The organism is Tropicibacter sp. S64 (assembly GCF_049803835.1).
Lineage (GTDB): Bacteria > Pseudomonadota > Alphaproteobacteria > Rhodobacterales > Rhodobacteraceae > Pacificoceanicola.
In genome coordinates this window covers 18819-43003 of record NZ_JBNAGK010000001.1, presented here as the reverse complement: position 1 = coordinate 43003, position 24185 = coordinate 18819, and the positions used below count along the sequence as shown (strand labels likewise).

The following is a 24185-nucleotide window of genomic DNA, read 5'->3' as shown; positions in this document are numbered from 1 at the left end:
CAAAATTTTGTCCCGGCAAAATTTTCAACCGTCCAGCGATCACGGCGCCGGGTCGACCTTGCCGCGCAGCGCCTTGACCTCGCCGCGTTCCTTCTTGGCTTTCAACCGCCGCTTCTTGGAGCCCAATGTCGGCTTCGTCGCAATGCGCCGCTTCGGCTTGACCAGCGCCTGACGGATCAGCTCCGCCAGCCTGTCGCGGGCGATGTCGCGGTTGCGGGCCTGGCTGCGGGTTTCGTCGACCTGCAACACAAGCGCACCGTCCTTGGTCCAGCGGCGTCCGGCGAGGCGGCGCAGGCGGGTCTTCACCGGGCCCGGCAGGTTCGGTGAGCGCTCCGCCTCGAAACGCAGTTCCACCGCCGTCGAGACCTTGTTGACGTTCTGCCCGCCGGGGCCGGAGGCGCGGATGAACTGTTCCGTCAGTTCCCAATCCTCGATGGAGATGTCGTCGGTGATGCGCATGGCCAAGCAGATAGTGCGTACATTCGGAATCGAAAAGGGTCGCCTTCTGTGGGCGACCCTTCGAGACTCAGGAGGCGGGGCCGGTTAGGCTGCTCGCCAGTTCGGGGAAACATCACCCCAGGGGCTGCCCTAGGTTGTCTTTCCTCTCACTGTTCCGACACCTCTCTCCAACAGTTCTCTGACCACTGGATCACCTCCTTTCAGCTGTTAAAACGCTTGAGGCGCTTGCCGATCTGGGGGTGTCCCATCCCGGTGCCCTCAAGATGATGTTGGCACGGGATGGTGAATCCACAAAGTCTTTTTTTCCCTCAAATGGCGACAGTCTGTTGCTGTGCCTTCGAAACGATCAATTTGAAAGGAACGAGCGCGATCAGGGCGAGGGTCAGCTTCACCAGCCAGTCGGCAAACGCGAGGGTCACCCAGAGCGGCACCACCGGCCCGGCGTTCATGAAGGGCACGCCCTCCCAGGCCCAGTTGATCGCCGCATCGGCATCCGCGCCGAACAGCGTGATGGAGGCGGAGAAGGCCACGGTGAAGAAGATCGTCGTGTCCAGCGCCGAGCCGATCAGCGTGGAGACCAGCGGCGCGCGCCACCATTTGCCGTCCCGGAAGCGATTGAACACGGTGATGTCGGTGAGTTGCGCGACCAGGAAGGCGAGGCCGGAGGCCACGGCAATGCGCAGCGGCACGGCGGCATATTCGAATCCGTCGCCCTGCAGCATGATCTGCGAGCCGATCAGCGAGCAGATCACCCCTGTGACGAAGCCGGCGAGCACCACCTTGCGGGCGGCGGGTGCGCCGTAGATGCGGTTCATCACGTCGGTGACGAGGAAGGCGAGCGGATAGGTGAAGGCGCCCCAGGTCAGGAGGCCGTCGAGGATGAGATATTGAACGAGGATGTTCGAGGCCACCACGATGGCGGCCATGGCAAGGATGCCGGGAATATGCGTGCGCGTCATGATCTGGACCCGTTTTTGCAAGGTTGCGGGGACTTGGCCCGGCAGGATGCCGGACGGGCGGCGTTTACCGGGTGTGTCCGAGTCTTGCAAGAGGGCTGTGGCAGGCCCGCCGCTGCGGTCAGGTGTCCACGCGGGTGACGGTCAACGGCGCACCGCCCGCGACGATCCCGAGAAGGCGGTCGATGTTGGGATGCGCACGGGGGCGGTTGCGGGCGTCCTGCGTGTGCTCGCCAAACACCGCAAGGCCATGCTCCGCTGCCGCCGCGTCGATGGTGCCGAAGACCGCGTGGAGATAGGCGTAGACCGCGAGGGAGCCCTGCTTGCCCGGCTGGTTCTCGATGCTGGCGACCAGGGTGCCCGCGGGATTGGCCAGGTCGATGCGGGCGAGGCCGTCGATCGCGGGCAGGCGGGACAGGGTGTCCTTGAAGGACGCGGCGGGCTGGATCGGTGTCATGGTCTTGTCATCCTTGGGATCGTCCGCCTCGGCGGCGCGGTGCGGCTGCTGCCGGGTGTTGCGCGCGGCTCACTCCACCACGCGGTATTCCACGATATTGGTTTTCAGAACCGTGCTGAAATTGTCGTCGGAGATCATCGTCAGCCGGATTGCCCCGGTGTCGTCGCGCCAGGCGGAGAGGCCTTCGAGGTTGTCGTGCTGCCAGAGCACGGTCTCCAGCAGGGTTTCATCCGCGACGATCCGGTCGTCCGCAAAGGTGAACCGGCGGATGCGGCTGCGGAATCCCCAGCCGGTGAAGATGCGTTCGAGCGTATAGAGCCGGCCGTCCGGGCCGAAGTCCGCGCCGACCATGAGAAAGCCGCCGGAGCGGGCAAGGTCGAAGCGGTGATGCCAGCCGTCCTGTTCCAGCCTCCAGACCGGGAAGGGCGTGGTGAGTTGGCCGGAGCGTTCGGGCATGGTGACGAGCCGCCCCTGCGGGTCCATGGCGAGCGCTTCCAGACCGGAATTGCCCTGCAGGCGCTTGAACGCTTCGGTGGTGAGGGTCTCGACGGCAAGCGACGGCTCGTCGTAGCCCCAGATCAGGTTCAGACCCTCGTAGGAGACGTAGAAGCGGCCGGAGGGAGAGACGGCGAGGCCTTCGGGATCGTAGGTTTCTTTCGGGTGCACCTTGCCTGAGGTGTCGCGCAGCATCTCGGGGATGGTCGCGTGGACGCCGGTGATGTGTCCGGTTTCGGGGTCGCGGGTGAAGCGGCCGAAGGTGATCGGGCCGCGGTCCGAGAGCGCGATGAAGTCGCGCCCGTCTTCCGCGACCTCGATGGCGGAAAAGCCGCCGGAGCGGTGCTCCTCGACGGGCCAGGTGTAGGTGCCGAGGTAATCGAGCCTGGCGTTGGCCGCGGCGCTCAGCCCCGGCACGAGGAAGGCGGCCAGGCAGGCCGCCAGTCTGGTCAGTGTCATGTCCGGCGCTTCACTTCGACGACAGCACCGCGGCGCATTGGTTCGGCAGGTCCGCCATGGTCAGCTCGCGCTTCGGTTTGGGCGGTGGGGCGTTGGGATCGGGCGGCGGCGGGTTGAGGATGTTCCGCACCCACTGCTCCGCATCGGCGCAGCCATCCCCGGCGGGCGGCGGGCTCTGGTCCGTGCAGTAGCTCGCGCCTTTCGGGCAGTTCAGCCGGACGTGGAAGTGGTAGTGGTGGCCATACCAGGGGCGGATCTTGCGCAGGTAGCTGCGGTCGCCCTTCTCGTCGTTGCACATCTTCACCTTGGCCCCGGGGAAGACGAAAATCCGCGCCACGCGCGGGTCGGATGCGGCGGCCTTCAGCAGTTCATGGTGCTGCGGGGTCCAGTTGTCGTTGGTGTAGGCCCCGGAGGAGCGGCGCAGAGAAATCGAGGAGATGTTCTCGCGTTCCTTGGCCGACAGGTTCAGGTTGGACGCGGGCAGCATCCAGATGTCGGCGTCGAGGCCGATCTGGTGGCTGGCGTGGCCGGTCAGCATGGGTCCACCGCGCGGCTGGCTCATGTCGCCGACGTAGATACCGTTCCAGCCGGGCAGCTTCGCCGCCTTGCGGCTGAGGTCCTGCACGTAGTCGACCAGTTCCGGCTGGCCCCAGTTGCGGTTGCGCGACAGGCGCATGGCCTGCCATGTCGGGCCGGTTTCCGGCAGTTGCACGGCCCCGGCCTGGCAACCCTTGGAATAGAAGCCTATGGGGTCGGAGGGTTGCGCGGAAGCGGAACCCTTGGCGCCGAAGAGCTGCTTGGCCTGCTTGGAGGAGAGCACCGGGTCAAGTTTGACCGGCGCGATGCGTTCCCCGGAAATGTCCCGTCCGCCGCCTGAGGAGCAGGAGGAGAGGGCAACGAGGGCGAGGGCTGTGAATACGGCTCGTATCATGCGGATGTTTCTCCGTCTGGTTGCACCCAGCGTAGCAGAAAAAGACCGAGCAGCAAAAGGAAGATCACCGGAAGAAACGCAAGTTGATTGGATTGGGTCAGAATGCCGAAAACGGTGATCAAAGCGGGGGCAAGGAAGGCGGTGGCCTTGCCGACGAAGGCGAAGAGGCCGAAGGCCTCACCCGGGTGTTCGGGGTCGGTGTGGCGGACCATCAGACTGCGCGACGCGCTGTAGAGCGCACCGCCCGCCCCGCCGATGGCGGCGCCGCAGATGTAGAAGAGGATGTCGGGGATTGGGGAACCTTCGGGCAGGGGAATGCCGAAGACATGGACCCGGGACATGCCGACGATCACGCTGCCGACGGCGATCAGCACCCAGATGCAGGTGGCGATGACGGGTTTCGGGCCAAGCCGCTGGTCCGCGATGCCGCCGATCCAGCTGATCACGGCAGCAGCTATGGCGGCGATGATGCCGAAGACGCCGATCTGGATGGTCTGCCAGTCGAGCACCTGCCGCGCGTAGATGCCGCCGTAGGCATAGAGCGCGGTCAAAGCGTCGCGGTAGAACAGGGAGGAGAGCAGGAAGGCGCGGGTCGAGGGCTTCTTGCCGACGCGGCAGATGGAAACCCAAAGCTCGCTCAGTACTTGGTTGAAGCCCGGCCGGTTGCGTTTGACCGCCGGGTTGTCGCGGCTCCAGAGGATGAAGGGAATCAGGAAAACCGCGAACCAGATCGCGATGAATGGGCCGACGAAACGCGTGCCCTCGCGGTTCTCCGGATCGAGGCCGAAGGCGGGGGCGAGCTTGATCAGGGTGGTGCCGGTCTCGTTCTCGGCGAAGAACAGCAGCATGACGAAGAGCGACAGCACCCCGCCCCAGTAGCCAAAGGCCGTGGCGGTGCCGGAAATGCGCCCGACTTCCTCCGCGGTGCCTAGGTCCGGGAGGAAGGCGTTGTTCAGGTTGAAGGCGATTTCCGAGCAGACGTAGCCGACCCAGAAGGCCGCCAGCATGAGCATGAGGGATGCGCCATCGGGCGTGAGGTTCCAGAGCAACCCAGCGCAGAGGATGGCGATAAGGGAAAACAGCAGGATCCACGGGCGTTTGCGCCCCGAGGCATCGGCCCAGGCCCCGAGGAAGGGCGCGGTGAAGGCAATGACCAGCCCGCCGATGGTCTGCGCCGAGGACCAGAGCGTCTGGGCGCCGACCTTGGCGGTGTCGAGGTCCGTACCCTGTGCCACCAGAGCGTCGGTGGCGACGGCCGCGAAATAGGGTGCGAAGATGAAGGTCAGGCCGAGGGTGGCGTAGGGCTGCTGCGCCCAGTCGAAGAACATCCAGCCCCAGATGCGTTTGCGGTTCGGTAACGTCGCCATAAGTGCCCCCTGCTGCGCGAGGGCGATAGAACAGCGCGGCGCGGGAAAGGGCAAGGCATGGAATCGGGCTGCGGGTGAAGTCCCGGATCAGGTCCGGGACCACGTCGCGCCCGGTGTCCGGGTCAGGCCGGGGGCTGGGAAACGCTCACCGACCGAAGCGTTTTTCGTCGATCTTGTCGCCCATCCGGGTCAGCGCCGGGTCCACGCGCCGTTCCCAGAACCTGTTCCAGCGCACCCGGACCGCCCAGAACAGGGCAAACAACGTGACGAGGATGATGATGTTGAGCCACGGGATGATCCGCACGTCGGGGCTGTCCACCGGGCGTACGGAGATGGCGTTGGGGAAGATCGTCATGAACTCGTTGCGCCAGCCGTAGTGGGTGATGACGACCCACTGCGGGGTGTCGGCGGTGGAGCGCAGGTCGGCGGCTTCGGCCTGCAGGTTCGAAGTGTCGAACTTGAAATACGGCGGCCAGCCCCAACCGGTGTCCTCGTTGCGGTAGACCATCACGTCGCCGTCGTCCTGCCGGGTCTGGATGAAGAAGACATCGCGGTTCGGCACCGTGCCGTCGGTGCCCACGTCGGCCTGAGCCCAGAACCAGCTGTTCTCGCCGGGATCAACCCGCTTTTCATAGGTGTCGGTGATCCGCGCGATGTCGTGCTGCGGCAGCGTGTAATGCAGGAAGGCGCCGACCAGCAGCCAGAAGGTCACGATGAAGACCCATTTCACATAGACCATTCCGGCCCCCTCAGTGGAAATTCGTCAGATAGATGATAGTGCCGATCACGAGGATTGGAACCACGTAGACCCCGAGGATCAGCTTGCGCCGGAGAGAGCCGTCGTAGTCCCGAAGCCCCTGTTCGACAAAGGCGTCCTGCTCGCCCGGCTGGCCCTCGTCGTACCAGGCGTTTTCCAGCTTCATTCGCCGCACCCGTCGCGACCAGATGGACAGGGCCACGTAGACCACCGTCAACAGCACGAAGCCCACCACGACAAGTTGTAGAAGCGCGACCATCGGCAATCCCCTTTGGTATCACCTGACCGCTTGGAGCATGAAAATCAAGGGTCTTGCGAAGGGTTTACCAGACGGCGTGTTTCCAGCGCCGGGGCACGGTGGAGAGGGTCAGCACGATCATCGGCCCCCAGATCAGCCCGGATTTCAGTCCGATTCCGGCAAGGTGACGCCAGCTGTCCGACGCGCCGAACATGGCGCTGAGCGGTGCGCCGCGCCAGTGGTAGAGGAGGGCAAAAAGCACCGTGGCTAGCGCCCAGAGGCAGAGCGCGGAGAGCGCGGCGTTGAGGCCGAGGCCGGGGATGCTCTCGGGCAGGACGCGTTCGAACACGCGCACCGCCAGCATCGCGGCGAGCATCAGGAGGGCGGCAGGGATGGCAAGGCTGAACAGCATGGCCGCACTCTGCCGAGGATTGCGCGGCTGTGCAATGTGGTCCGGAAAATCCCACTTGTTTTTCCGCGCGTGCCCGGCGCAGGGTGCGGCCATCCAGAACACAGGAGTATTCATGACCCGCATTATCGCATTGATCGCCGCGCTCGGCGCCGCGTCCCCGCTGTACGCCGACGAGGTGACCGACACGCTGCAATCGGCCATCAAGGCCTACGAGGACGGCGACATCCAGTACGCGCTCGACGAGATCGACTTCGCCCGGCAGACCCTGATGCAGATGAAGACCGACAGCCTCGGGGCCTTCCTGCCGCCGGCGCCGGACGGCTGGACCGTCGAGGTCAATTCCGAGATGAACACCGGCCTCGCCATGATGGGCGGCGGTGTCGGCGCGGAGGCCAATTACAGCGGCCCGGACGGCAAGTCGGTCAAGCTGACGATGATGGCGGACAATCCGATGGTCGCCTCCATGAGTGCGATGGTGACGAACGCCGCCGCCATGGGGATGAAGGTCGAGCGCATCGGCCGCCAGCGCTTTGCCGCGCAGGACAGCCAGATCATGGGGCTGATCGGCAACCGCGTGTTGATCCAGGCGGAGGGGGACCTCGACGCCGCGCGGATGCTGCTGGAGCAGGTGGACTACGACGGGCTGGCGAGCTTCGGCCAGTGACATTGGTGCGGCGCGGGGCACAATCGCCCTGCGCCGACATTCCGTAGGGCGGGGTTTACCCCGCACCCCCCGCCGGTTTCAGCCAGAGCTTGTACAGAAGGCGTGCGCCGTTGCGCCGCGCCTTCTGGATCTTCCGGCGCAGAAGGTCCATGGCCCGCGACGGGTCTCGATGGTCGGCCCAGTTCTCGCCGGGCCGGTCGGCGCCGACGATTTCCCAGTCGGTTTCCTCCACCGGCTCGCGGAATTGCCGCGTCACCGCCTCCATCAAGGCCACGCCCTCGCGGCTGACCAGCGCGTGCCGCGCCAGCGCCTCCGCCTCATGCGCCTCAAGCCAGGGCGAGCCCTCACCCGAGCGCGCCTGCGCCGCCCAGCCGTCGAGCACCTGCCGGGGCAGCAAGGGTTCGGGGGCGAGGAAATCCTCGGTCAAATCGGCCAGCCTCCGGCTCTCAGCGCCGCCGCGATCCGCGCGGGCGCATCGGGGCGGCTGTCGTCGATGGCCTTATCGCGGAAGAACCACCAAAGATAGGCGGCAAAATCGGGGCGCATGACGGGTGCGCGGGACATCGCCTCCCCGAGGCCAAGATCGAAGACGCTGGCGGCAATATGGTGGAAGTCGATCCTGCCGAAGAGCAGCGCAGGTTTTTCGAGAACATATCCATGCAGCGCCACCGAGGAGTTCATCGTCGCGACATAGTCGCAGGCGGGCAGCAGCCGTTCGCTCTCGCCCTTGCCATAGCTGAAGCGGGGCAGGGCCGCGAGGCGGTCGAGCGCGGCGATGTCCTGCGGGTTGTAGGGTTCCTTGGGGTGCAGCGTTGCGTGTATGTGTCTCTTGGGATCGTGCTGCAGCAGGGTCTCCAGCATCTGGATCGGCGTGCAGGCCTGAAAGCTGCGGCGTTCCAGCAGGCGCCCTTGCAGGGGGACGAGGACAAAGCCCTCCCGCGTGGGTGCCGCGTGGTCGGAGAAATGCCGGTGGCGCAGGGTGGCAAGGAAACGCTGCGCCTTGTGTGGCGGGACCGTCGACGGATCGAAAGCCGCCCGCGCCACGGGCCAGTCCCAGCGTTCGGCGCTGCGTTCGATGTGCCAGAAGGGGGCGAAATACGTGCGGCGGAACGTGAGGCCGCGCGGGTTCGACGGCGCGATCATGCGCACGAGGCTGTAGCCGGAGCGTGTCCGCGCCTGCGCCAGTTCCTCCGGCGTGTCGGGCCTCAGGTAGACCTCCCAACCCTCGCCGCGCAACAGCGCGGTCACCGTCGTGAGAAACCCGCGCCGCCCGGCTTCCACCCGGCGGCGCAGATCGTCGTAGAGATAGAGCCGGGCGATGCGCGGCTCGCCCATGTCAGACACTCATGCAGAGGTACTTCAGTTCGAGGTAATCCTCGATGCCGTGACGCGAGCCTTCGCGGCCAAGCCCGGACTGCTTGACCCCGCCGAAGGGGGCGACCTCGGTCGAGATGATGCCGGTGTTGATGCCGACGATGCCATATTCCAGCGCCTCGGCGACCTTGTACACGCGGCTGAGGTCCTTGGCGTAGAAATAGGAGGCGAGGCCGAAGATGGTGTCATTCGCCATGGCGATGACCTCGTCCTCGTCCTCGAATTTGAACAGAGGGGCGAGGGGGCCGAAGGTTTCTTCGGTGGCAAAGGCCATGTCCTGCGTTGCGCCGGTGACGATGGTCGGCGGCAGGAAATGGCCGGGGCGATCCAGCGGTGTACCGCCGCCGAGGATGACCTTGCCGCCCTTGGCGGTGGCATCGGCGACATGTTCCTGCACCTTGTCGATGGCGTCACGGTTGATCAGCGGGCCAAGATCGGTGCCCGCCTCCAGCCCGTCGCCGACCTTCATCTTCGAAACCCGCGCCGCAAGCTTCTCGGCAAAGGCGTCATAGACCCCGGCCTGCACATAGATACGGTTGGCGCAGACGCAGGTCTGGCCGTTGTTGCGGAACTTGCACAGGATCGCGCCTTCGACGGCGGCATCAAGGTCGGCGTCGTCGAAGACGATGAAGGGCGCGTTGCCACCCAGTTCCATGGAGCATTTCATCACCTGATCGGCGGCCTGCTTGAGCAGGATCCGGCCCACTTCGGTGGAGCCGGTGAAGGTCAGTTTGCGCACCTTCGGGTTCTCGCAGAACTCCTTGCCGATGGCGGAAGAGGAGGAGGAGCAGACCACGTTGAAAACGCCGGCCGGGATGCCGGCGCGGTCGGCCAGCACGGCGAGCGCGGTGGCGGAGAGTGGGGTTTCCTTGGCCGGGCGGGCGATGAAGGCACAGCCTGCCGCCAGGGCGGGCGCGGCCTTGCGGGTGATCATGGCATTGGGGAAGTTCCACGGCGTGATGGACGCGGCGACGCCGACGGGCTGTTTCAGCACGGTGATGCGCTTGTCGCGCTGGTGTCCGGGGATGGTCTCGCCGTAGATGCGCTTGGCCTCCTCGCCGAAGAATTCGATGTAGGAGGCGCCGTACGCGATCTCGCCCTTGGCTTCGGCCAGCGGCTTGCCCTGTTCGGCGGTCATGATGATGCCGAGGTCGTCCTGATTTTCCATCATCAGGTCGAACCACTTGCGCAGAACGGCGGCGCGCTCCTTGCCGGTCCATTTCGCCCAGTCCTTCTGGGCGGTGTAGGCGGCGTCGATGGCCTTCGCCACATCCTCGCGCGAGAGGTCCGTCATCTGCGCGATGACTTCGCCCCGGGCGGGGTTGGTCACGTCGAATGTCTTCTCGCCCGCGATCCAGGTTCCGTTGACGTAGGAGCGGGGTTCCAGAAGGCTCGGGTCCTTCAGAAGCGATTTGAGGTTGGTGGTAGCCTGGTCGAGCATCGGGTCCTCCTTTGGTGCCGCGATCGGCACCCCTGGTCATTGTCTGCTTGGCATCAGGCAGAACATTTGTTGAGGTGAAAGTATAGAGCCAGAGAGAGGAAAGTCATGACGCTGGACGATGCCTATGCCAACGCCCCCTACATCGAAGGGGCTGCCGACTACCCGCCGCGCTGGGCCGCGGAGGCCGCCGCCTATCGCCAGCGGATGTCGCTGGCGGGCAAGGCGCGGCTGGGGGTGATGTACGGTCACGGCACGCGGCAGGCGATGGACCTGTTCCTGCCGGACGGTGTTCCCGAGGGGTTGGTCGTGTTCGTGCACGGTGGCTACTGGCTCAAGTTCGACCGCTCCGACTGGTCGCACCTGGCCGAGGGTGCGGTGCGGCGGGGCTGGGCGGTGGCGATGCCGTCCTACGACCTGTGCCCGCGGGTGCGGATCGGCGACATCGTGCGACAGGTGGCGGATGCCGTGACGGTGGTGGCGCATGAGGTCGAAGGGCCGCTGCGGCTGGCCGGGCATTCCGCAGGGGGACACCTGGTGGCGCGGCTGTCGGAGCCGGGTGTTTTGCCGGATGACGTGCGGGGGCGGCTGGCGCGCGTGATGCCGATCTCGCCGGTGGCGGATCTGGCACCACTGATGCAGACCTCGATGAACCGCGATCTGAAGATCGACGAGGCAGAGGTCCTTGCGGAGAGCCCGATGCGGCACGCGGCGCCCGGGGTTCCGGTGACGGTCTGGGTCGGTGCGGACGAGCGACCGGCCTTTGTCGATCAGGCGAAAGGGCTGGCAACGGCCTGGGGGTGCGACTGCGTGGTCGAGCCCGGGCGGCACCATTTCGACGTGATCGACGGTCTGGCCGACCCGGAGAATGCCATGGTGACGCGGCTCCTCGAGTGAGTGGCTTGGGCGGGGGGGGGGCCCCGGGCCCCCCCGCGGGGGGGGGGGGGTAAGCCGCGGGGGCGCCCCCGGCGGGCCTGGGGTTGTGGGGTTGGCGGGGGGTGGGCCCCGCCCCCCGCCGCGCGTTTCGTTCCGAAACGCGCGGATCGCGCCCTTGCAGGCGCGCCAGAGGCTCCGCCTCCGGACCTCCGCGGTATTTTTGGACCAAAGAAGCAGGGGATTTGCCCCTGCTTCGCAGTGGGTTGCCTGGTGTCAGAGGCGCTCGATGGCCAGCGCGATGCCCTGGCCGCCGCCGATGCACATGGTGATGAGGGCGCGTTTGCCGCCGGTGCGCTCGAGTTCGTACAGCGCCTTGACCGTGATGATCGCGCCGGTTGCGCCGACCGGGTGGCCGAGAGCGATTGCGCCGCCGTTCGGGTTCACCTTTGCCGGATCGAGGCCGAGTTCCTTGTTCACGGCGAGAGCCTGCGCGGCGAAGGCCTCGTTGCTTTCGATCACGTCGAAATCGGCGGCGGTCAGGCCGGTGCGATCGAAGAGGGCGCGGCAGGCCGGTACCGGACCAATGCCCATCACCTCCGGGCGGACGCCGGCATGGGCGTAGCCGAGGATCCGGGCGCGGGGGCTCAAACCCGCCTTCTCGGCGGCGGAGGCGCGGGCGAGGACCAGCGCGGCAGCACCGTCGTTGATGCCCGAGGCGTTGCCTGCGGTAACGCTGCCGTCCTTCCGGAAGGCGGGGCGCAGGCCGGCAAGCGCCTCGGCGGTGGTGGCCTTGGGGTGCTCGTCCGTATCGAAGGCGACGGTCTCGCGGCGGACCTTCACCTCGACCGGGACGATCTGATCCTTGAAGTACCCTTCGGCGATGGCCTTGGCGGCGCGCTGCTGGCTTTCGAGCGCGAAGGCGTCCTGCGCATCGCGGCTGATGTCGTGCTCGGCGGAGACGTTCTCGGCGGTGACGCCCATGTGGCCGGTGCCGAAGGGGCAGTTCAGCGCGCCGAGCATCATGTCGAGTGTGCGGACGTCGCCCATCCTGGCGCCCCAGCGCTGGTCCGGGACGATGAACGGGCTGCGTGACATGTTCTCCGCCCCGCCGACCAGCGCGAAATCCGCGTCGCCCAGCATCAGCGATTGCGTCCCCGACACGATGGCCTGTGCACCGGAGCCGCAGAGGCGGTTGACGTTCATCGCGGGGGTGGTGTCGGGCACCCCGGCTTTCATCGCGGCGACGCGGCTGAGGTACATGTCCTTCGGTTCCGTCGCGATCACGGTCCCGAAGACCACATGGCCGATCTGGCCGCCCTCGACCCCGGCGCGTTCCAGCGCGGCCTTCGCGGCAATCGCGCCGAGGTCGGTGGGTGGCGTTCCCGCCAGCGATCCGCCGAAGGTGCCGATGGCGGTGCGTGCGCCGCCCAGGATGACGATGTCGTCGCTCATGGTCTGTACTCCCCTCTCGTTGCCTCCGGACTATGAGGCAGGGCCCCGGTGTTGTCAGCCTGAAACGTGTCGTCACGGATTGCAGGATTCTGTGTTAGGCTGCCATCTTGAGGGCATAGAGGGAGAGGACCCATGAGCGCGACCTTGCAAGTGATCTACCCGGCGGCGGAGGGCAGCCGGTTCGATATGGACTATTACACCGAGACGCATCTGCCGATGGTCGGCACTCATTGGGGGCCGCTGATCGAACGCACGCTGGTGACGCGGGGGCTGGCCGGGGGGCCGGATGTGCCCGCTGGTTACCACGCCATCGCCAGCATCGTCTTCAAGGATGCAGACGCGCTGAACACCGCGCTGGAGACCGGCGGGCCGTTGATCGCGGACATCGAGAATTTCACCGATTGCCCGGTGCAGATGCTGATCGGCGAGGTCGTCGGCTGAGCGTGACTTGACACGCGCGGCACTGCCGACCAGCGTTGCGGCATGATCCTGCCTGACGTCACCCATGCCATTGGCGGCACACCGTTGGTCGAACTGGCCCGGGTGACGGCCGCCTTGGGGCTGGAGGGGCGCATCCTCGCGAAGCTCGATTACCTGATGCCGGGGTTTTCCAAGAAGGATCGCGCCGCGAAGGCCATCGTCGAGGCGGCGCGGGCGGATGGATCGCTTGCGCCCGGTCAGACGGTGGTCGAACTGACTTCCGGCAACATGGGCACGGGCCTCGCCATCGTCTGCGGAGTTCTGGGGCATCCGTTCGTGGCGGTGATGAGCGCGGGCAACTCGGTGGAGCGGGCGCGGATGATGCGGGCGCTGGGCGCGGAGGTCGTGCTCGTGCCGCAGGCGCCGGGAAGTCTGCCCGGGCAGGTCTCGGGCGTCGATCTCGCGCTGGTCGAGGTAGCGGCGCAACGGATCACGGCGGAGCGGGGCGCCTTTCGGGCCGACCAGTTCCGGCATCCGGGCAACCCGGCGTCGCACCTGACCGGCACCGGGCCGGAGCTCTGGGAGCAATCCGGGGGCGCGGTGACCGCCTTTTGTGATTTCGCCGGGTCGGGCGGGACGCTGGGCGGCACTGCGCGATTCCTGGTGCCTAAAGGGGTGCGCTGCTACGCGGTGGAGCCGGACGGGGCTGAGGCCATTTCGGGCGGCCGGACGGACCATCCGGATCACCCGATCCAGGGCGGCGGTTACATGATGGATGACCTGGCGCATCTGGCAGGCGTGTCGCTGGCCGGGTTCCTGACGGTGAGCGGTGAGGCGGCGCGGGACCATGCGCGGATGCTGGCGCGGGTGGAGGGGATCTTTGGCGGGTTCTCGTCTGGCGCGAACCTGTGCGCTGCGGTGCAGCTGTTGCAGGGGGCCGAACGGGGCGGCTGCGTGGCCATCGTCATTTGCGACAGCGGGCTCAAATACCTGTCGACGGACCTGTGGCCGGCCTGAGAGACAGATCAGTTGCGGGGGTAACTCCGCGCGTCCTGCCGGGGTGCCGACCGGGTCTTGCCCGTCCGGTGGGACAGGCCGGAGAGAAGACGAATAAAGAAGGCGCCGAAGCCAGGCCAGGACGGCGGCGTGCCACGGTTGGGCACATGCGGACCCGGTCCGGTGCCATATTGGCCGCGAGCCGGGTCACGCCACGTATCCTGAGAGAGATGAGCCATGACGATCAGTCTGCCGCAGGATGCTTGACAAAGGCTTAACGCCGACGATCAGTCCACAGTTTTTTCAGCGGCGGCGGGGGGTTCTGGTGGTTTGTCTTGCCCGAGCATCCGGACTTCCCGCTGCGGGAAGGGAATCGAGATGCCGTTCTCCTGGAAGGCGTCCCAGAGCGCGAGATAGACGTTGCCGCGAATGTTGGTCAGACCGCCCGTCGGATCGCTGATCCAGAATCGCAGGATATAATCGACGGAACTGTCGCCGAAGCCGACGATGTGGCAGACCGGCGGTTTGAAGCTCAGCACCCGGTCGACGCTCTTGGCGGCGTCGATGGCGATGCGGCGCACGGCGTGGGGGTCGTCGCCGTAAGCCGTACCGAAATAGATGTCGAGCCGGACGAAATCGTTGGAATGGGACCAGTTGACCACCTGCCCGGTGATAAGGTCCTCGTTCGGGATGAGGTATTCCTTGCCGTCGCGGGTGACGACGGAGACGTAGCGGGCGCCGAGGCTTTGAATCCAGCCGAATGTCTCGCCAAGGGAGATCACGTCGCCCGGTTTGATCGACTTGTCGAGCAGGATGATGATGCCGGACACGAGGTTCGAGACGACCTTTTGCAGGCCGAAACCGAGACCGACGCCGATGGCGCCGGAGAGCACGGCGAGGCCGGTGAGGTCCACCCCGACCAGTTTGAGGCCGATGAAGAACGCGCTGCCGAACAGGACGACCTGCAGGAACTTCACCGCCAGAACCTGCATCGACGGGCTGATGTCGCTGTTGCGACGGATGCTGGCGGCGCTGGAACTGGCGGCGAGGCGGGCAAGGGTGATCAGGATGCCGACCAGCACCACCGCCTTGAGGATCAGCCAGAGCGACAGGCGCGACTCGCCGATGGTGATGGCGAGGCTGTCCAGAAGGGTCTGGGTCTCGTCGGTCAGGTTGAGGATGGAGAGGGTCACCCAGGTCCATGCCCCGTAGCGCACGAGTCCCCGGATGAAGGCGTTGCCGATGAGCCGGGTGGCAAAGGCGATGAACAGCCAGGCGGTGGCAAGATTGGCGACGAGGGCGAGCAGGTACGAGCGCGACGGCCAGGTGATCTCGCGCATCAGCCAGACAGTGAGCCAGATGCCGATGACGAAGAGGAGCATCCGGCTGCGCCGCTGCACGATCAGGCCGATCCGCAGCTGCCACTTGGCCCAGCCCTCGCGGGCCCGCAGCCAGTCGCCGATCCTGGGCTTCACCCAGAGCGCAGCGAGGTGGACGCAGGCGAACAGCACAGCGATCATCGCCAGCTGGTAGCCGATCCATGGGCGGAACAGGCTGCCGACGACGGCCTCGCCCTGCGCGATCAGGCTCAGGATCTGGTCCTTCAGCGGGCCGAGCGCCTCCGTCAGGGGTATCTGGTCCGGTTCCATGCCTGCTCCCTTTTGGGGAATGGTACACCGGGGACGGCACGGGGCAAGGTTTCTTGCAAAATCAGGGGGTCAGGCGGTGTCAGTTCAGCAAGGAGACGGGCGCGGTGATGGCCTGACCCTGCTCGGCATGCACGGTCAGCGCCGCCACGGCGAGCACGGCGATCAAAATCACGTTCACGATGTTGAGGGGGCTGCGCATGCGTACACCCATTGGCCCGGTTGACAGATGGATCAAAAGAAGGCTTCCGAGGCGCCTTTTCAAGAGGACAAATCCGCCGCACCCCTCTGCCAGAAGGTCGCAGGGGGCGGCGCGGCGCTTGGGGGCGATGCAGAAGGCAATTAAGAAAATCGCCTACTCGTCAACTGCCCAGCTTTCAAAATCGTTAAAACTGTGCAAGGGAATGAAGGTTCTCATCCCGAGACTACTCCAAAGCACTGTCGTTCACCGATATTCAGGAAAGTTGACTACATGGTTCGTTTTCTCTCTCTCGTCGCGGCCCTGCTGATTGCCAGCGTCAGCACCCAATCCTCTGCCGCAACTCTGGTCACCGATGGCGGTGGCGTTCTGACCGACGCGAACGGCGTTGCCTTCAACGGGGTTAACTACGACGTTTCCTTCCTCGACCTGGACTGCGGGGTGGTCAGCTGCCAAACACCCTTCTCGAACACTGGTCCCGGTCCCACCGAGCTGTCCTTGTTCGCACAGGCATTGCTGGACCAGGTCTTTGCGGCCGGCAGCTTCTTCGATTTGAACCCCCAACTGATCCGTGGTTGCGAAGGCACCACCACCCAATGCCAGATTCATATGGGGGGAAGCACCAGCCTCAGCGGTGTTCGGGCGACCGTTGTTCAGGGCGCTGCGGCGACGAATGTGGTGTCTAACGTCAGCGCAATCAACATGAATACAATTCCTTTGAATTATATGTCGATCGCGCACGTCGAACTTTCCGCAACGTCCGAAGTGCCGCTGCCCGCCTCGCTGCCGCTGCTGGCCGGTGGCCTCGGCCTGATCGCCGCGCTGCGCCGTCGCCGCAAGGCCTGAACGCACTTGAGCCGATTGAAGGGGCCGTCCGATCCGGGCGGCCTTTTTGATTCGGCTATCGGAAGTTGATTGAGTGGTCTGGTCTGCAATTCGAGGTCAGCGCAAATTCGGCGGATGTGCCTGTTTTCGTCCGGAAATGTCGTTTTTTCTTCGCCGCAAAGATAATTCTGCTAAACCTATTTGGCTTTTCCCTGAGGCCTCCGGTCCCGGATCGGCTTGAAGATGAGCGATGATTTGACCCCGAAAGGCCCTTCCGATGCTCCGATTACTCTCCCTGCTGACCTTTTTGGCGTTCTCAGGCCTCGCCACCCATACATCCGCCGCCACAGCGGTCACGAACGGGAGCGGAGCGCTGACCGGCGTGAAAGGCTACGACTATCTCGGGGAGTCCTACGATCTGGCGCTGGCAACGGGCACCTGTGTGGAGGTTTTCGGAAGTTGCGGATTTGATGACGTGCTTTCACCGTTCTCGGGGGAGAACAACGGATTTTTCCTTACCGACTTTGTGAGCAACTTTATCGACCGGAGTGTTTTTGACGACCCGTCGTTGATCTTCGGATGCCTTGCGTCGGGATGCACGGTTTACATGCCATCGCGCATAATCCCGGACAAATCGCCCGTCATGACGGGTGCGCGTTGGAATGCAAACCCGGGCGTTGGTTGGGACAGCGTCAATTCCTTGTCCACAGATCCTGACGGGTCGCGCCTATACCTGCAGGTGAGCCTGGCCAGCGCGACCTCCGCCGAAGTGCCATTGCCCGCCTCGCTTCCGCTGCTGGCTGGCGGTCTTGGCCTCATCGCCGCGCTGCGCCGCCGCCGCAGGGCCTGAGCTGTCAGAGCACCAAGCAGGCAGGGCCGCCGCATCGCGGCGGCCTTTTGCATTGCTGCACTGCCGCGAACCACGGCCTTGATAGACTCACGCAAAGGGCGTATCTGCCAGCCCATGAGCAAGATCATCAATCTCGGTGACCGCGCCCGCCTGCGCGAGCGCTTCCACGGTGCCACCCACACCGTGCTTGCCCGCCTATAAGGCGCGCGGACGTGTTTGCACGTCCTTTTGACCTGCCTTATCGCCAGTCTTACCAATCAAAACGGGAGAGGACCCATGTCCCCCAAGACGCTCTATGACAAGATCTGGGATGCGCATGTCGTATCCGAAGACGCAGACGGCACTTGCCTGCTCTACATCGACCGCCACCTCGTGCACGAAGTGACCTCGCCGCAGGCCTTCGAAGGGCTGCGTATGGCGGGCCGCAAGGTGCGCGCGCCGGAGAAGACCATCGCCGTGCCGGACCACAACGTGCCGACCACCGCGGGCCGTGAAGATCCGAAGAACATGACCGAGGATTCGGCCATCCAGGTGGCCGCGCTCGACAAGAACGCCAAGGACTTCGGTATTCACTATTACCCGGTGACCGATGTGCGTCAGGGCATCGTGCACATCGTCGGGCCGGAGCAGGGCTGGACCCTGCCGGGCATGACCGTGGTTTGCGGCGACAGCCACACCGCGACGCATGGGGCCTTCGGCGCTCTGGCGCATGGCATCGGCACATCCGAGGTCGAGCACGTTCTGGCCACCCAGACGCTGATCCAGAAGAAGTCCAAGAACATGAAGGTCGAGATCACCGGCAAGCTGCGTCCGGGTGTGACCGCCAAGGACATCACCCTCGCGGTGATCGGCGCAACCGGCACCGCCGGCGGCACCGGCTATGTCATCGAATATTGCGGCGAGGCGATCCGCGATCTGTCGATGGAAGGCCGCATGACCGTCTGCAACATGGCCATCGAAGGCGGCGCCCGCGCTGGCCTGATTGCGCCGGACGAGAAGACATTCGAATACGTCAAGGGCCGTCCGCACGCGCCGAAGGGGGCGCAGTTCGAGGCCGCGCTGGCGTGGTGGAAGACGCTCTTCACCGATGAGGGCGCGCATTTCGACAAGGTCGTGACGCTCAAGGGCGAAGAGATCGAGCCGGTCGTGACCTGGGGCACCTCGCCCGAGGACGTGCTGCCGATTTCCGCGGTTGTGCCCGCTCCCGAGAGCTTCAAGGGCGGCAAGGTCGAGGCGGCCAAGCGCTCGCTGGAATACATGGGTCTGACTCCGGGCCAGAAACTGACCGACATCGAAATCGACACGGTCTTCATCGGTTCCTGCACCAACGGCCGCATCGAAGACCTGCGCGCCGCGGCGGAGATCGTGAAGGGCAAGAAGATCAAGGTGAACCGCGCCATGGTCGTGCCCGGCTCCGGTCTCGTGCGGGCGCAGGCTGAGGAGGAAGGTCTCGACAAGATCTTCACCGACGCGGGCTTCGAATGGCGTCTCGCGGGCTGCTCCATGTGCCTTGCGATGAACCCTGACCAGCTGTCCGAGAACGAGCGCTGCGCGTCCACGTCGAACCGCAACTTCGAGGGCCGTCAGGGCTACAAGGGCCGCACGCATCTCGTCTCCCCGGGCATGGCGGCGGCAGCGGCGCTGACCGGCAGGCTGACGGATGTTCGGGAGCTGATGTAAGCGATGTCGCCTCAGGAGGCCATAAACGCAGTGAACACGCGGCTCCATGAGATTGTCACAGGTGCGCCTGACCAAAGCTCAATGGACTATCTGTTCTCGCTTTATGACCTCGAACGGGCGGCACCCAATCACATCAAAGAAACAGAATTGCTGTTCATGTCTGCGGATCAGTTTCCCACTTGCCTACAGTCCAGTGGGATATTCTGCTATTTCGAGCTGCAAGCCTGCCACGCACGTCTTGGGCGGCAGGCCATGCGGTTTCTTGGTTTGCCTGAGAACGAGCGCGTTGTCACTGAGGCCTGGACCCTTCTGGGGCTAAGCGCAGACGCAAGCGAAGCGGAAATTGGACAGATCACACGCGATTGGGTTGGACAGGGGCTCGAAGGCCTTCTTGAAAAGCTCGATGTGATTGAACAGCAATGGTATCAGTCCAATGAATGTGTAGACGCCGCGATTACCGAGTATGTTCGGGAGAATTCGGCGGAACTCTACCATACTCTGAACTCAGGTAATTATGGACAAATTTGAAAGACTTTCCGGGATAGCGGTGCTTTTGCCGCACACGGAGTAATATCTGATGGTTCGAGCCACCCATGACGGTCCCTCGGTGGGCGGTGCTGTCGAACGCAGCGCCGTCACCCGTGATCCGCATGTGGTGGCCCTCGCCGCCGTCTTCTTCCTGCCGTTGCTGACAGTGTTCTTCGGGTCGGTTCTCTGGCTCGTTCTTGCACAGCCAGACATGCCCTTCGCTCTGATCGGTTTTGTCGTGGCCTTTGCCAGCGTCGGCGGAGCCATCGCCTCGGTTGCGCTCGTCTTCGGTCGGGCCAAGCGCAAGGTTTCCCAAACACCGGGCGGCGCGGATCGCCCCTCCATCAAGGAATAATCCCAATGGAAAAGTTCGAAAAACTCACCGGGATCGCGGCACCCATGCCGCTGGTCAATATCGACACCGACATGATCATCCCCAAGGTCTTCCTGAAGACCATCAAGCGTTCCGGCCTTGGCGTGAACCTCTTCGACGAGATGCGCTATGACCGCCAGGGCAACGAGATCCCGGATTTCGTCCTGAACCAGCCGCAGTACCGTGACGCGGAGATCCTCGTGGCCGGTGACAATTTCGGTTGCGGCTCCTCGCGTGAGCACGCGCCCTGGGCGCTGAAGGATTTCGGCATCAAGTCGGTCATCTCGACCAGCTTCGCCGACATCTTCTACAACAACTGCTTCAAGAACGGCATCCTGCCGATCGTGCTGCCGCAGGAAGCGGTCGACGTCCTGATGAAGGACGCCGAGAAGGGCTCGAACGCACGGATGATCGTCGATCTGGAGAACCAGACCGTGTCGACCTCCGAAGGTGAGACTTTCACCTTCGAACTCGACCCGTTCAAGAAGCATTGCCTGCTGAACGGTCTCGACGACATCGGCCTGTCGCTGGAGAAGGCACCGGCCATCGACGCCTTCGAGGCGCAGGCCGCACAGGCGCGTCCCTGGGTGTGATCCCTTCGGAATGAACAGGCCGCGCCCGCCTCTCCGGCGGGCGTTTTGCGCAAGGCTGCGGATGTGTCAGCTTCGGCTGAACGGCATGTCACGCCGTTGGGTGGATTGCCCGTGGAGCCGCTGCCGCCGCCGTCCCCGGATGGCGAAGACCGCGTTGGTGGCGATCAGCAGCATGCCAGTGAACTCCAGCCCCCATTTCGTCGGCATGGTACGCGAGGCGAAGCCGAACAGCAGATCGACGTGATGAAACCCCGCCGCGCGCGTAGCAACGAAGATCAGAAGCAGGGCAACGCCGATCAGGGCCAGACCCACGCGGTGCAGTGCCCGCCGCATCCGGTGCACCATGACTGTCATGATGAGCAGGGCGACACCGACCAGGGCGAGCATGAAACCGAACTGCACCGTCCGGCGTGCATCGTACCAACCCTGGCTCCGGGTCAGGCATCGTCCCGCGGCGGTGAGTGCGGTTTGCAGGTCGAGGACCTTGTTCGCGGCCAGCAACAAGAGGAATGCGCCGATGGCCAGCCAGAACGTCCGGTCGCGCTTTCGGACCGCCCCGGCGCGCAGACTAATGACCGCCGCAAGCGTATAGGCGGAAAACCACCCGATCAGTGAAGGGCCGCCGACTCCGGCGGCCCAGTCTGTGCTGATGCACGCAAAAAGCGCACTGGCGCCAAAAATCTCCATGACACACCCCGTCTGAACTATGGCAAAAGGCCGCCATGCAGCCTCGGTCCCTCGCGCTTTCCGGTGTCTCGTTGTGCCGGATACGCGGCCCGGTGTTAATACTAAATTAACGATGGTAAACCGTTCACCGGCACTCGCTTGTGGCGTTGCGCGCCAAAACCGCAATATTTTGTTTTATTCCATAGGGTTGCCGCACTCTTGCCGTCATATTGATGCAATCCCGCACCAGTGAAACCGTTAAATCGCCCAAAATTCAGTGAACCTGTGAGCCTCGTATTGTCGCCTAACTCGAAAAGGGGCAAAACTTGGGCAAGAATGAGGCAAACCGCCATAATCGGCGGGCAGATCAGTCAGGAACAAGGGAGCGGCATCGTATCGCGCCCGTCCGAACTGAAAGGGCAGGTCAGTGATCAAACGACTGGTCAGTGCGGGCGCACGGGCGTTTCTTGTGGCATTGGTGATTGCCATGCCGACGATGATGCTTCCGGGTGTCTCGGTGGATACGACTCAAATCGTCGTTCTGCTGTCGCTGGTGGGCGGCGCCCTGACGTTCGTGGAGTATTTCTCCGCCTACCCGTCATTGCTCGAGTTCCGCGACGCGCCTCCGTACAACCGTATGCGGTTCCTCGCCCTCTTCTTCACCATCCTCCTGATGAGCGTGATCGCGCGGGGACAGGTCCATCCGACGACGCTGAGCGGTCTGCTGACGGCGGCGGGTGGTGCTGTCGGCGGGGCGATGGATTTCACCTTCTCGCCGGTGCGGTTGATGGTGTTGCTGGCGCCGGGCGACGCCACGCTCGGGCAGATGGACCTGCTGCGGACCTCGGCGGGGCTGGCCTACCTGATCTCGCTGGTTTCCCTTCTGGCCTTCGTGCTGTGCGTGCGAATGCTGAACTGGCCGATCCGCTACGGGGCGTTCAATTTCTGGGTCAACCTGCCGCTGTTCGATCCAACAGCGGGCGGTGACATCCTGAACCGGCTCAAGCGCGACGCGCACGTTAACGTCGTGTTAGGGTTTCTTCTGCCATTCGTTATCCCGGCGGTTTTGAAGAGCGCCTCGGTCTTCTCTTACGAGATCGCCCTGACCGAACCGCAGACCCTGATCTGGACGATGAGCGCATGGGCCTTCCTGCCTTCCAGCCTGATCATGCGGGGCGTCGCGCTGATGCGCATCGCCGACCTGATCGAGGAAAAGCGCCGCCGCGCCTACGCGCAGGCGGAAATGCAGGCGGCTGTTTGACACTGATCCTGATTTTGCTCCTGACCGCGTGGCCCGCCCTGGCGGAGCCGCTGCGCGTGGCGACCTGGGCCGGAGACTTCAGCCGCAAGGGGCCGGGACTGCTGCTGCGGGATCTGCTGAACGAAGATCCGGTGCCCGGGCTGGACGCGGTCGCGCAGGCCGCGCCGGATGTGCTGCTGCTCACCGATGTGGATTACGACGCGGGGCTCGCGGCGCTGGGGCAGATGCTGGTGCGGCTGAAAGCGCAGGGACTGGACCTGCCCCATGCCTTCGCCGCGCGGCCCAACACCGGAATGCAGACCGGACTGGACCTCGACGGGGACCGGCGGCTTGGCGAGCCAAGGGATGCGCAGGGTTATGGCTGGTTTTCCGGGCAGGGCGGGCAGGCGGTGCTGTCGCGCTGGCCGGTGAAGCTGGTTGTCGACCATTCGGCGCTGCTCTGGGAGGATGCGCCGGACAGTGCGATGGCGGCGGACGATCCGGGACAAGGCGTGCAGCGGCTGTCCACCTCTGCGCATTGGGCGCTGCGGGTCGAGACCCCTGGCGGTCCGCTGACCCTGTTGACGGTCAGCGCAACGCCGCCGGTCTTCGACGGGCCGGAGGACCGGAACGGACGGCGCAACCGGGACGAGGTGCTGCTCTGGCTGCACGCGCTTGGCGGTCGTTTGGGGCCAGTGCCCGAGGCGCCGCTGGTGCTGCTTGGCAATCTCAACCTCGATCCGGAGCGGGGCGAGGGCATCCATCAGGCTGTGGAGGCCGTGCTGACCCACCCGGGCCTGCAGGACCCCTTGCCGGGCCTGCCTACCGTCGCCTGGGAGCGCGTGGGCGAGATGCGGGTCTCCTACGTGTTGCCGTCCCACGACCTCACGGTTGTGAACGCCGGGATCAGCCCGCCTGTGCCGGACGCGGGGCCGCATCGGCTCGTTTGGGTCGATCTGGTCTTGGCGGATTGAGCACCGGAGCGATGGCCCGGGCGAGGGCTTCCTCCGGCGGCGTGTGCACGAACTCCGGCAGCCATGTTGCGAACGCTGCGCCATCCAGGCGATGCGGATTGCGCCAGAGGTAACGCATTTCCAGAAGGTGCCGCGCCATGGGCCAGACCGGCGCGGCAAGGTGGAGCGGCAGCCAGCTCATGCTCTTCGCCCGGACCGGCCGCGTCAGCACGGCGGAACAGAGGTTTGTCACCTGTTGCCCTGTCAGGGTGTATCCGGGAAAGGGGATGTCGGCGAAGCGTGGCAGGTCCGCCCGCCTGTCCGCCAGCGCGACGGCGGCCCGCGCCACGTCCGGCAGCCAGGCCCAGGCGTGCGGGGCGTCGAGCGGTCCCGGGTAGGTCAGGACCCCGCGCTTGAGCGATGGTGCCATCATCCGGTCGAACCAGTTGCCGGAGGCCTCGGTATCGAGGAAGTCGCCGGCACGCAGCACGATCGTCTGCACGCCCGACTCGCGGTAACTCGCTTCCATCTCGCACCGCACCCGGCCAAGCCGGTTTTGCGCGGCATGGGGCGTCTGCGCGTCCCAGACCTCCGGCGCATCCTCGCCATAGACGTAGACATTGCCCGGGATCAGAACCGTCGCGCCGCTGGCTTGCGCGGCGGCGATGACCCGCGCCGTCAGGGACGGTACTTGCGCCGCCCAATCGGTGTAGAGCGGGTTCCATCCGTTGACGATCACGTCCATGCCCTGCGCCGCCGCCTTCAGGTCATCCGTGCGGCGGTCGAACAGGGTCACGCGCCACCCGGCATTCCAGAATGCCTCTGCCGCGTTGCGCCCGAAGCGACCGGTGCCGCCCAATACTAGAACCCGTCCCATGATC

At 65.0% G+C, this 24185-nt stretch carries 29 protein-coding genes; 13 read left to right on the top strand and 16 right to left on the bottom strand.

Annotated elements, in window-relative coordinates; translation table 11 throughout:
• Positions 1-39: 39 nt before the first annotated feature.
• From arfB to ACP159_RS00205, 9 genes are all read right to left on the bottom strand, one after another.
• Complete coding sequence (gene arfB / locus ACP159_RS00245) at positions 40-459, bottom strand: alternative ribosome rescue aminoacyl-tRNA hydrolase ArfB (protein ID WP_425097599.1); 420 nt, start codon at positions 457-459, stop codon at positions 40-42.
• A gap of 308 nt (positions 460-767) precedes the next feature.
• Positions 768-1418 (bottom strand): queuosine precursor transporter, encoded by a 651-nt coding sequence (locus ACP159_RS00240; protein WP_425097598.1) that lies wholly within the window; start codon positions 1416-1418, stop codon positions 768-770.
• Between the two features lie 118 nt (positions 1419-1536).
• A complete protein-coding gene (locus ACP159_RS00235) occupies positions 1537-1872 on the bottom strand; it encodes a DUF2322 family protein (RefSeq protein WP_425097597.1) in 336 nt (111 codons plus the stop codon).
• Between the two features lie 69 nt (positions 1873-1941).
• Positions 1942-2826, bottom strand: coding sequence for an esterase-like activity of phytase family protein (locus ACP159_RS00230; RefSeq protein ID WP_425097596.1), 885 nt, complete (start codon positions 2824-2826; stop codon positions 1942-1944).
• 10 nt (positions 2827-2836) lie between these two features.
• Entirely contained in the window at positions 2837-3757 is a 921-nt protein-coding gene (gene mepA / locus ACP159_RS00225; RefSeq protein WP_425097595.1) for a penicillin-insensitive murein endopeptidase, read from the bottom strand.
• A complete protein-coding gene (locus tag ACP159_RS00220) occupies positions 3754-5124 on the bottom strand; it encodes an MFS transporter (protein ID WP_425097594.1) in 1371 nt (456 codons plus the stop codon). The genes mepA and ACP159_RS00220 overlap by 4 nt, the downstream gene beginning before the upstream one ends.
• A 145-nt stretch (positions 5125-5269) precedes the next feature.
• Positions 5270-5863, bottom strand: coding sequence for a DUF1523 family protein (locus ACP159_RS00215; RefSeq protein WP_425097593.1), 594 nt, complete (start codon positions 5861-5863; stop codon positions 5270-5272).
• A gap of 10 nt (positions 5864-5873) precedes the next feature.
• Complete coding sequence (locus tag ACP159_RS00210) at positions 5874-6140, bottom strand: hypothetical protein (protein WP_425097592.1); 267 nt, start codon at positions 6138-6140, stop codon at positions 5874-5876.
• 64 nt (positions 6141-6204) lie between these two features.
• The gene (locus ACP159_RS00205; protein WP_425097591.1) at positions 6205-6531 is read right to left on the bottom strand and encodes a hypothetical protein; all 327 of its coding nucleotides are present in this window, start codon (positions 6529-6531) and stop codon (positions 6205-6207) included.
• Between the two features lie 112 nt (positions 6532-6643).
• Here ACP159_RS00205 and ACP159_RS00200 point away from each other — a divergent pair, with 112 nt between their 5' ends.
• Positions 6644-7195: a hypothetical protein gene (locus ACP159_RS00200; protein ID WP_425097590.1), complete on the top strand. Its 552-nt coding sequence runs from the start codon at positions 6644-6646 to the stop codon at positions 7193-7195.
• A 55-nt stretch (positions 7196-7250) separates the two neighbouring features.
• Here the strand turns inward: ACP159_RS00200 and ACP159_RS00195 are convergent, their stop codons facing one another.
• From ACP159_RS00195 to ACP159_RS00185, 3 genes are read right to left on the bottom strand one after another with little or no spacing between them, the layout of a single operon-like run.
• A complete protein-coding gene (locus ACP159_RS00195; RefSeq protein ID WP_425097589.1) occupies positions 7251-7622 on the bottom strand; it encodes a hypothetical protein in 372 nt (123 codons plus the stop codon).
• Entirely contained in the window at positions 7619-8530 is a 912-nt protein-coding gene (locus ACP159_RS00190; RefSeq protein WP_425097588.1) for a hypothetical protein, read from the bottom strand. Before ACP159_RS00190 ends, ACP159_RS00195 begins: the two co-directional genes overlap by 4 nt.
• 1 nt (position 8531) lies before the next feature.
• A complete protein-coding gene (locus tag ACP159_RS00185) occupies positions 8532-10010 on the bottom strand; it encodes an NAD-dependent succinate-semialdehyde dehydrogenase (protein ID WP_425097587.1) in 1479 nt (492 codons plus the stop codon).
• A gap of 105 nt (positions 10011-10115) precedes the next feature.
• On the opposite strand from ACP159_RS00185, the gene ACP159_RS00180 reads away from it, so the two are divergent.
• Positions 10116-10904, top strand: coding sequence for an alpha/beta hydrolase (locus ACP159_RS00180; protein ID WP_425097586.1), 789 nt, complete (start codon positions 10116-10118; stop codon positions 10902-10904).
• Positions 10905-11156: 252 nt separating this feature from the next.
• Here ACP159_RS00180 and ACP159_RS00175 read toward each other — a convergent pair whose 3' ends face one another.
• Positions 11157-12335: an acetyl-CoA C-acyltransferase family protein gene (locus ACP159_RS00175; RefSeq protein ID WP_425097585.1), complete on the bottom strand. Its 1179-nt coding sequence runs from the start codon at positions 12333-12335 to the stop codon at positions 11157-11159.
• 132 nt (positions 12336-12467) lie between these two features.
• Here ACP159_RS00175 and ACP159_RS00170 point away from each other — a divergent pair, with 132 nt between their 5' ends.
• A complete protein-coding gene (locus ACP159_RS00170; protein ID WP_425097584.1) occupies positions 12468-12776 on the top strand; it encodes an EthD family reductase in 309 nt (102 codons plus the stop codon).
• Between the two features lie 42 nt (positions 12777-12818).
• Positions 12819-13772, top strand: a complete 954-nt coding sequence (locus ACP159_RS00165) for a PLP-dependent cysteine synthase family protein (RefSeq protein ID WP_425097583.1) — start codon at positions 12819-12821, stop codon at positions 13770-13772.
• Positions 13773-14038: 266 nt separating this feature from the next.
• Here the strand turns inward: ACP159_RS00165 and ACP159_RS00160 are convergent, their stop codons facing one another.
• A complete protein-coding gene (locus ACP159_RS00160; protein ID WP_425097582.1) occupies positions 14039-15400 on the bottom strand; it encodes a mechanosensitive ion channel family protein in 1362 nt (453 codons plus the stop codon).
• Between the two features lie 469 nt (positions 15401-15869).
• Here ACP159_RS00160 and ACP159_RS00155 point away from each other — a divergent pair, with 469 nt between their 5' ends.
• The 7 genes from ACP159_RS00155 (at position 15870) to leuD (ending at position 20445) form a co-directional block, all read left to right on the top strand.
• Positions 15870-16442 carry a VPLPA-CTERM sorting domain-containing protein gene (locus tag ACP159_RS00155; protein ID WP_425097581.1) on the top strand — a complete coding sequence of 191 codons (573 nt, stop codon included), beginning with the start codon at positions 15870-15872 and terminating at the stop codon, positions 16440-16442.
• Between the two features lie 256 nt (positions 16443-16698).
• On the top strand, positions 16699-17271 hold the full coding sequence (locus ACP159_RS00150) for a hypothetical protein (protein WP_425097580.1): 573 nt from the start codon (positions 16699-16701) through the stop codon (positions 17269-17271).
• Between the two features lie 78 nt (positions 17272-17349).
• Complete coding sequence (locus ACP159_RS00145; protein ID WP_425097579.1) at positions 17350-17472, top strand: isopropylmalate isomerase; 123 nt, start codon at positions 17350-17352, stop codon at positions 17470-17472.
• A 75-nt stretch (positions 17473-17547) separates the two neighbouring features.
• A complete protein-coding gene (gene leuC, locus ACP159_RS00140) occupies positions 17548-18951 on the top strand; it encodes a 3-isopropylmalate dehydratase large subunit (protein ID WP_425097578.1) in 1404 nt (467 codons plus the stop codon).
• Between the two features lie 81 nt (positions 18952-19032).
• Positions 19033-19479, top strand: coding sequence for a hypothetical protein (locus ACP159_RS00135; protein WP_425097577.1), 447 nt, complete (start codon positions 19033-19035; stop codon positions 19477-19479).
• A gap of 49 nt (positions 19480-19528) precedes the next feature.
• Positions 19529-19834 carry a hypothetical protein gene (locus ACP159_RS00130; protein ID WP_425097576.1) on the top strand — a complete coding sequence of 102 codons (306 nt, stop codon included), beginning with the start codon at positions 19529-19531 and terminating at the stop codon, positions 19832-19834.
• Positions 19835-19839: 5 nt separating this feature from the next.
• Positions 19840-20445, top strand: coding sequence for a 3-isopropylmalate dehydratase small subunit (leuD, locus tag ACP159_RS00125; RefSeq protein WP_425097575.1), 606 nt, complete (start codon positions 19840-19842; stop codon positions 20443-20445).
• Positions 20446-20511: 66 nt separating this feature from the next.
• Here the strand turns inward: leuD and ACP159_RS00120 are convergent, their stop codons facing one another.
• Entirely contained in the window at positions 20512-21132 is a 621-nt protein-coding gene (locus ACP159_RS00120; RefSeq protein WP_425097574.1) for an isopropylmalate isomerase, read from the bottom strand.
• A gap of 406 nt (positions 21133-21538) precedes the next feature.
• On the opposite strand from ACP159_RS00120, the gene ACP159_RS00115 reads away from it, so the two are divergent.
• Positions 21539-22372 carry a hypothetical protein gene (locus ACP159_RS00115; protein ID WP_425097573.1) on the top strand — a complete coding sequence of 278 codons (834 nt, stop codon included), beginning with the start codon at positions 21539-21541 and terminating at the stop codon, positions 22370-22372.
• Entirely contained in the window at positions 22369-23325 is a 957-nt protein-coding gene (locus ACP159_RS00110; RefSeq protein WP_425097572.1) for an endonuclease/exonuclease/phosphatase family protein, read from the top strand. The genes ACP159_RS00115 and ACP159_RS00110 overlap by 4 nt, the downstream gene beginning before the upstream one ends.
• Here the strand turns inward: ACP159_RS00110 and ACP159_RS00105 are convergent.
• Positions 23258-24181 (bottom strand): epimerase, encoded by a 924-nt coding sequence (locus tag ACP159_RS00105; RefSeq protein ID WP_425097571.1) that lies wholly within the window; start codon positions 24179-24181, stop codon positions 23258-23260. The two genes, ACP159_RS00110 and ACP159_RS00105, sit on opposite strands and share 68 nt — an antisense overlap.
• Positions 24182-24185: the final 4 nt, after the last annotated feature.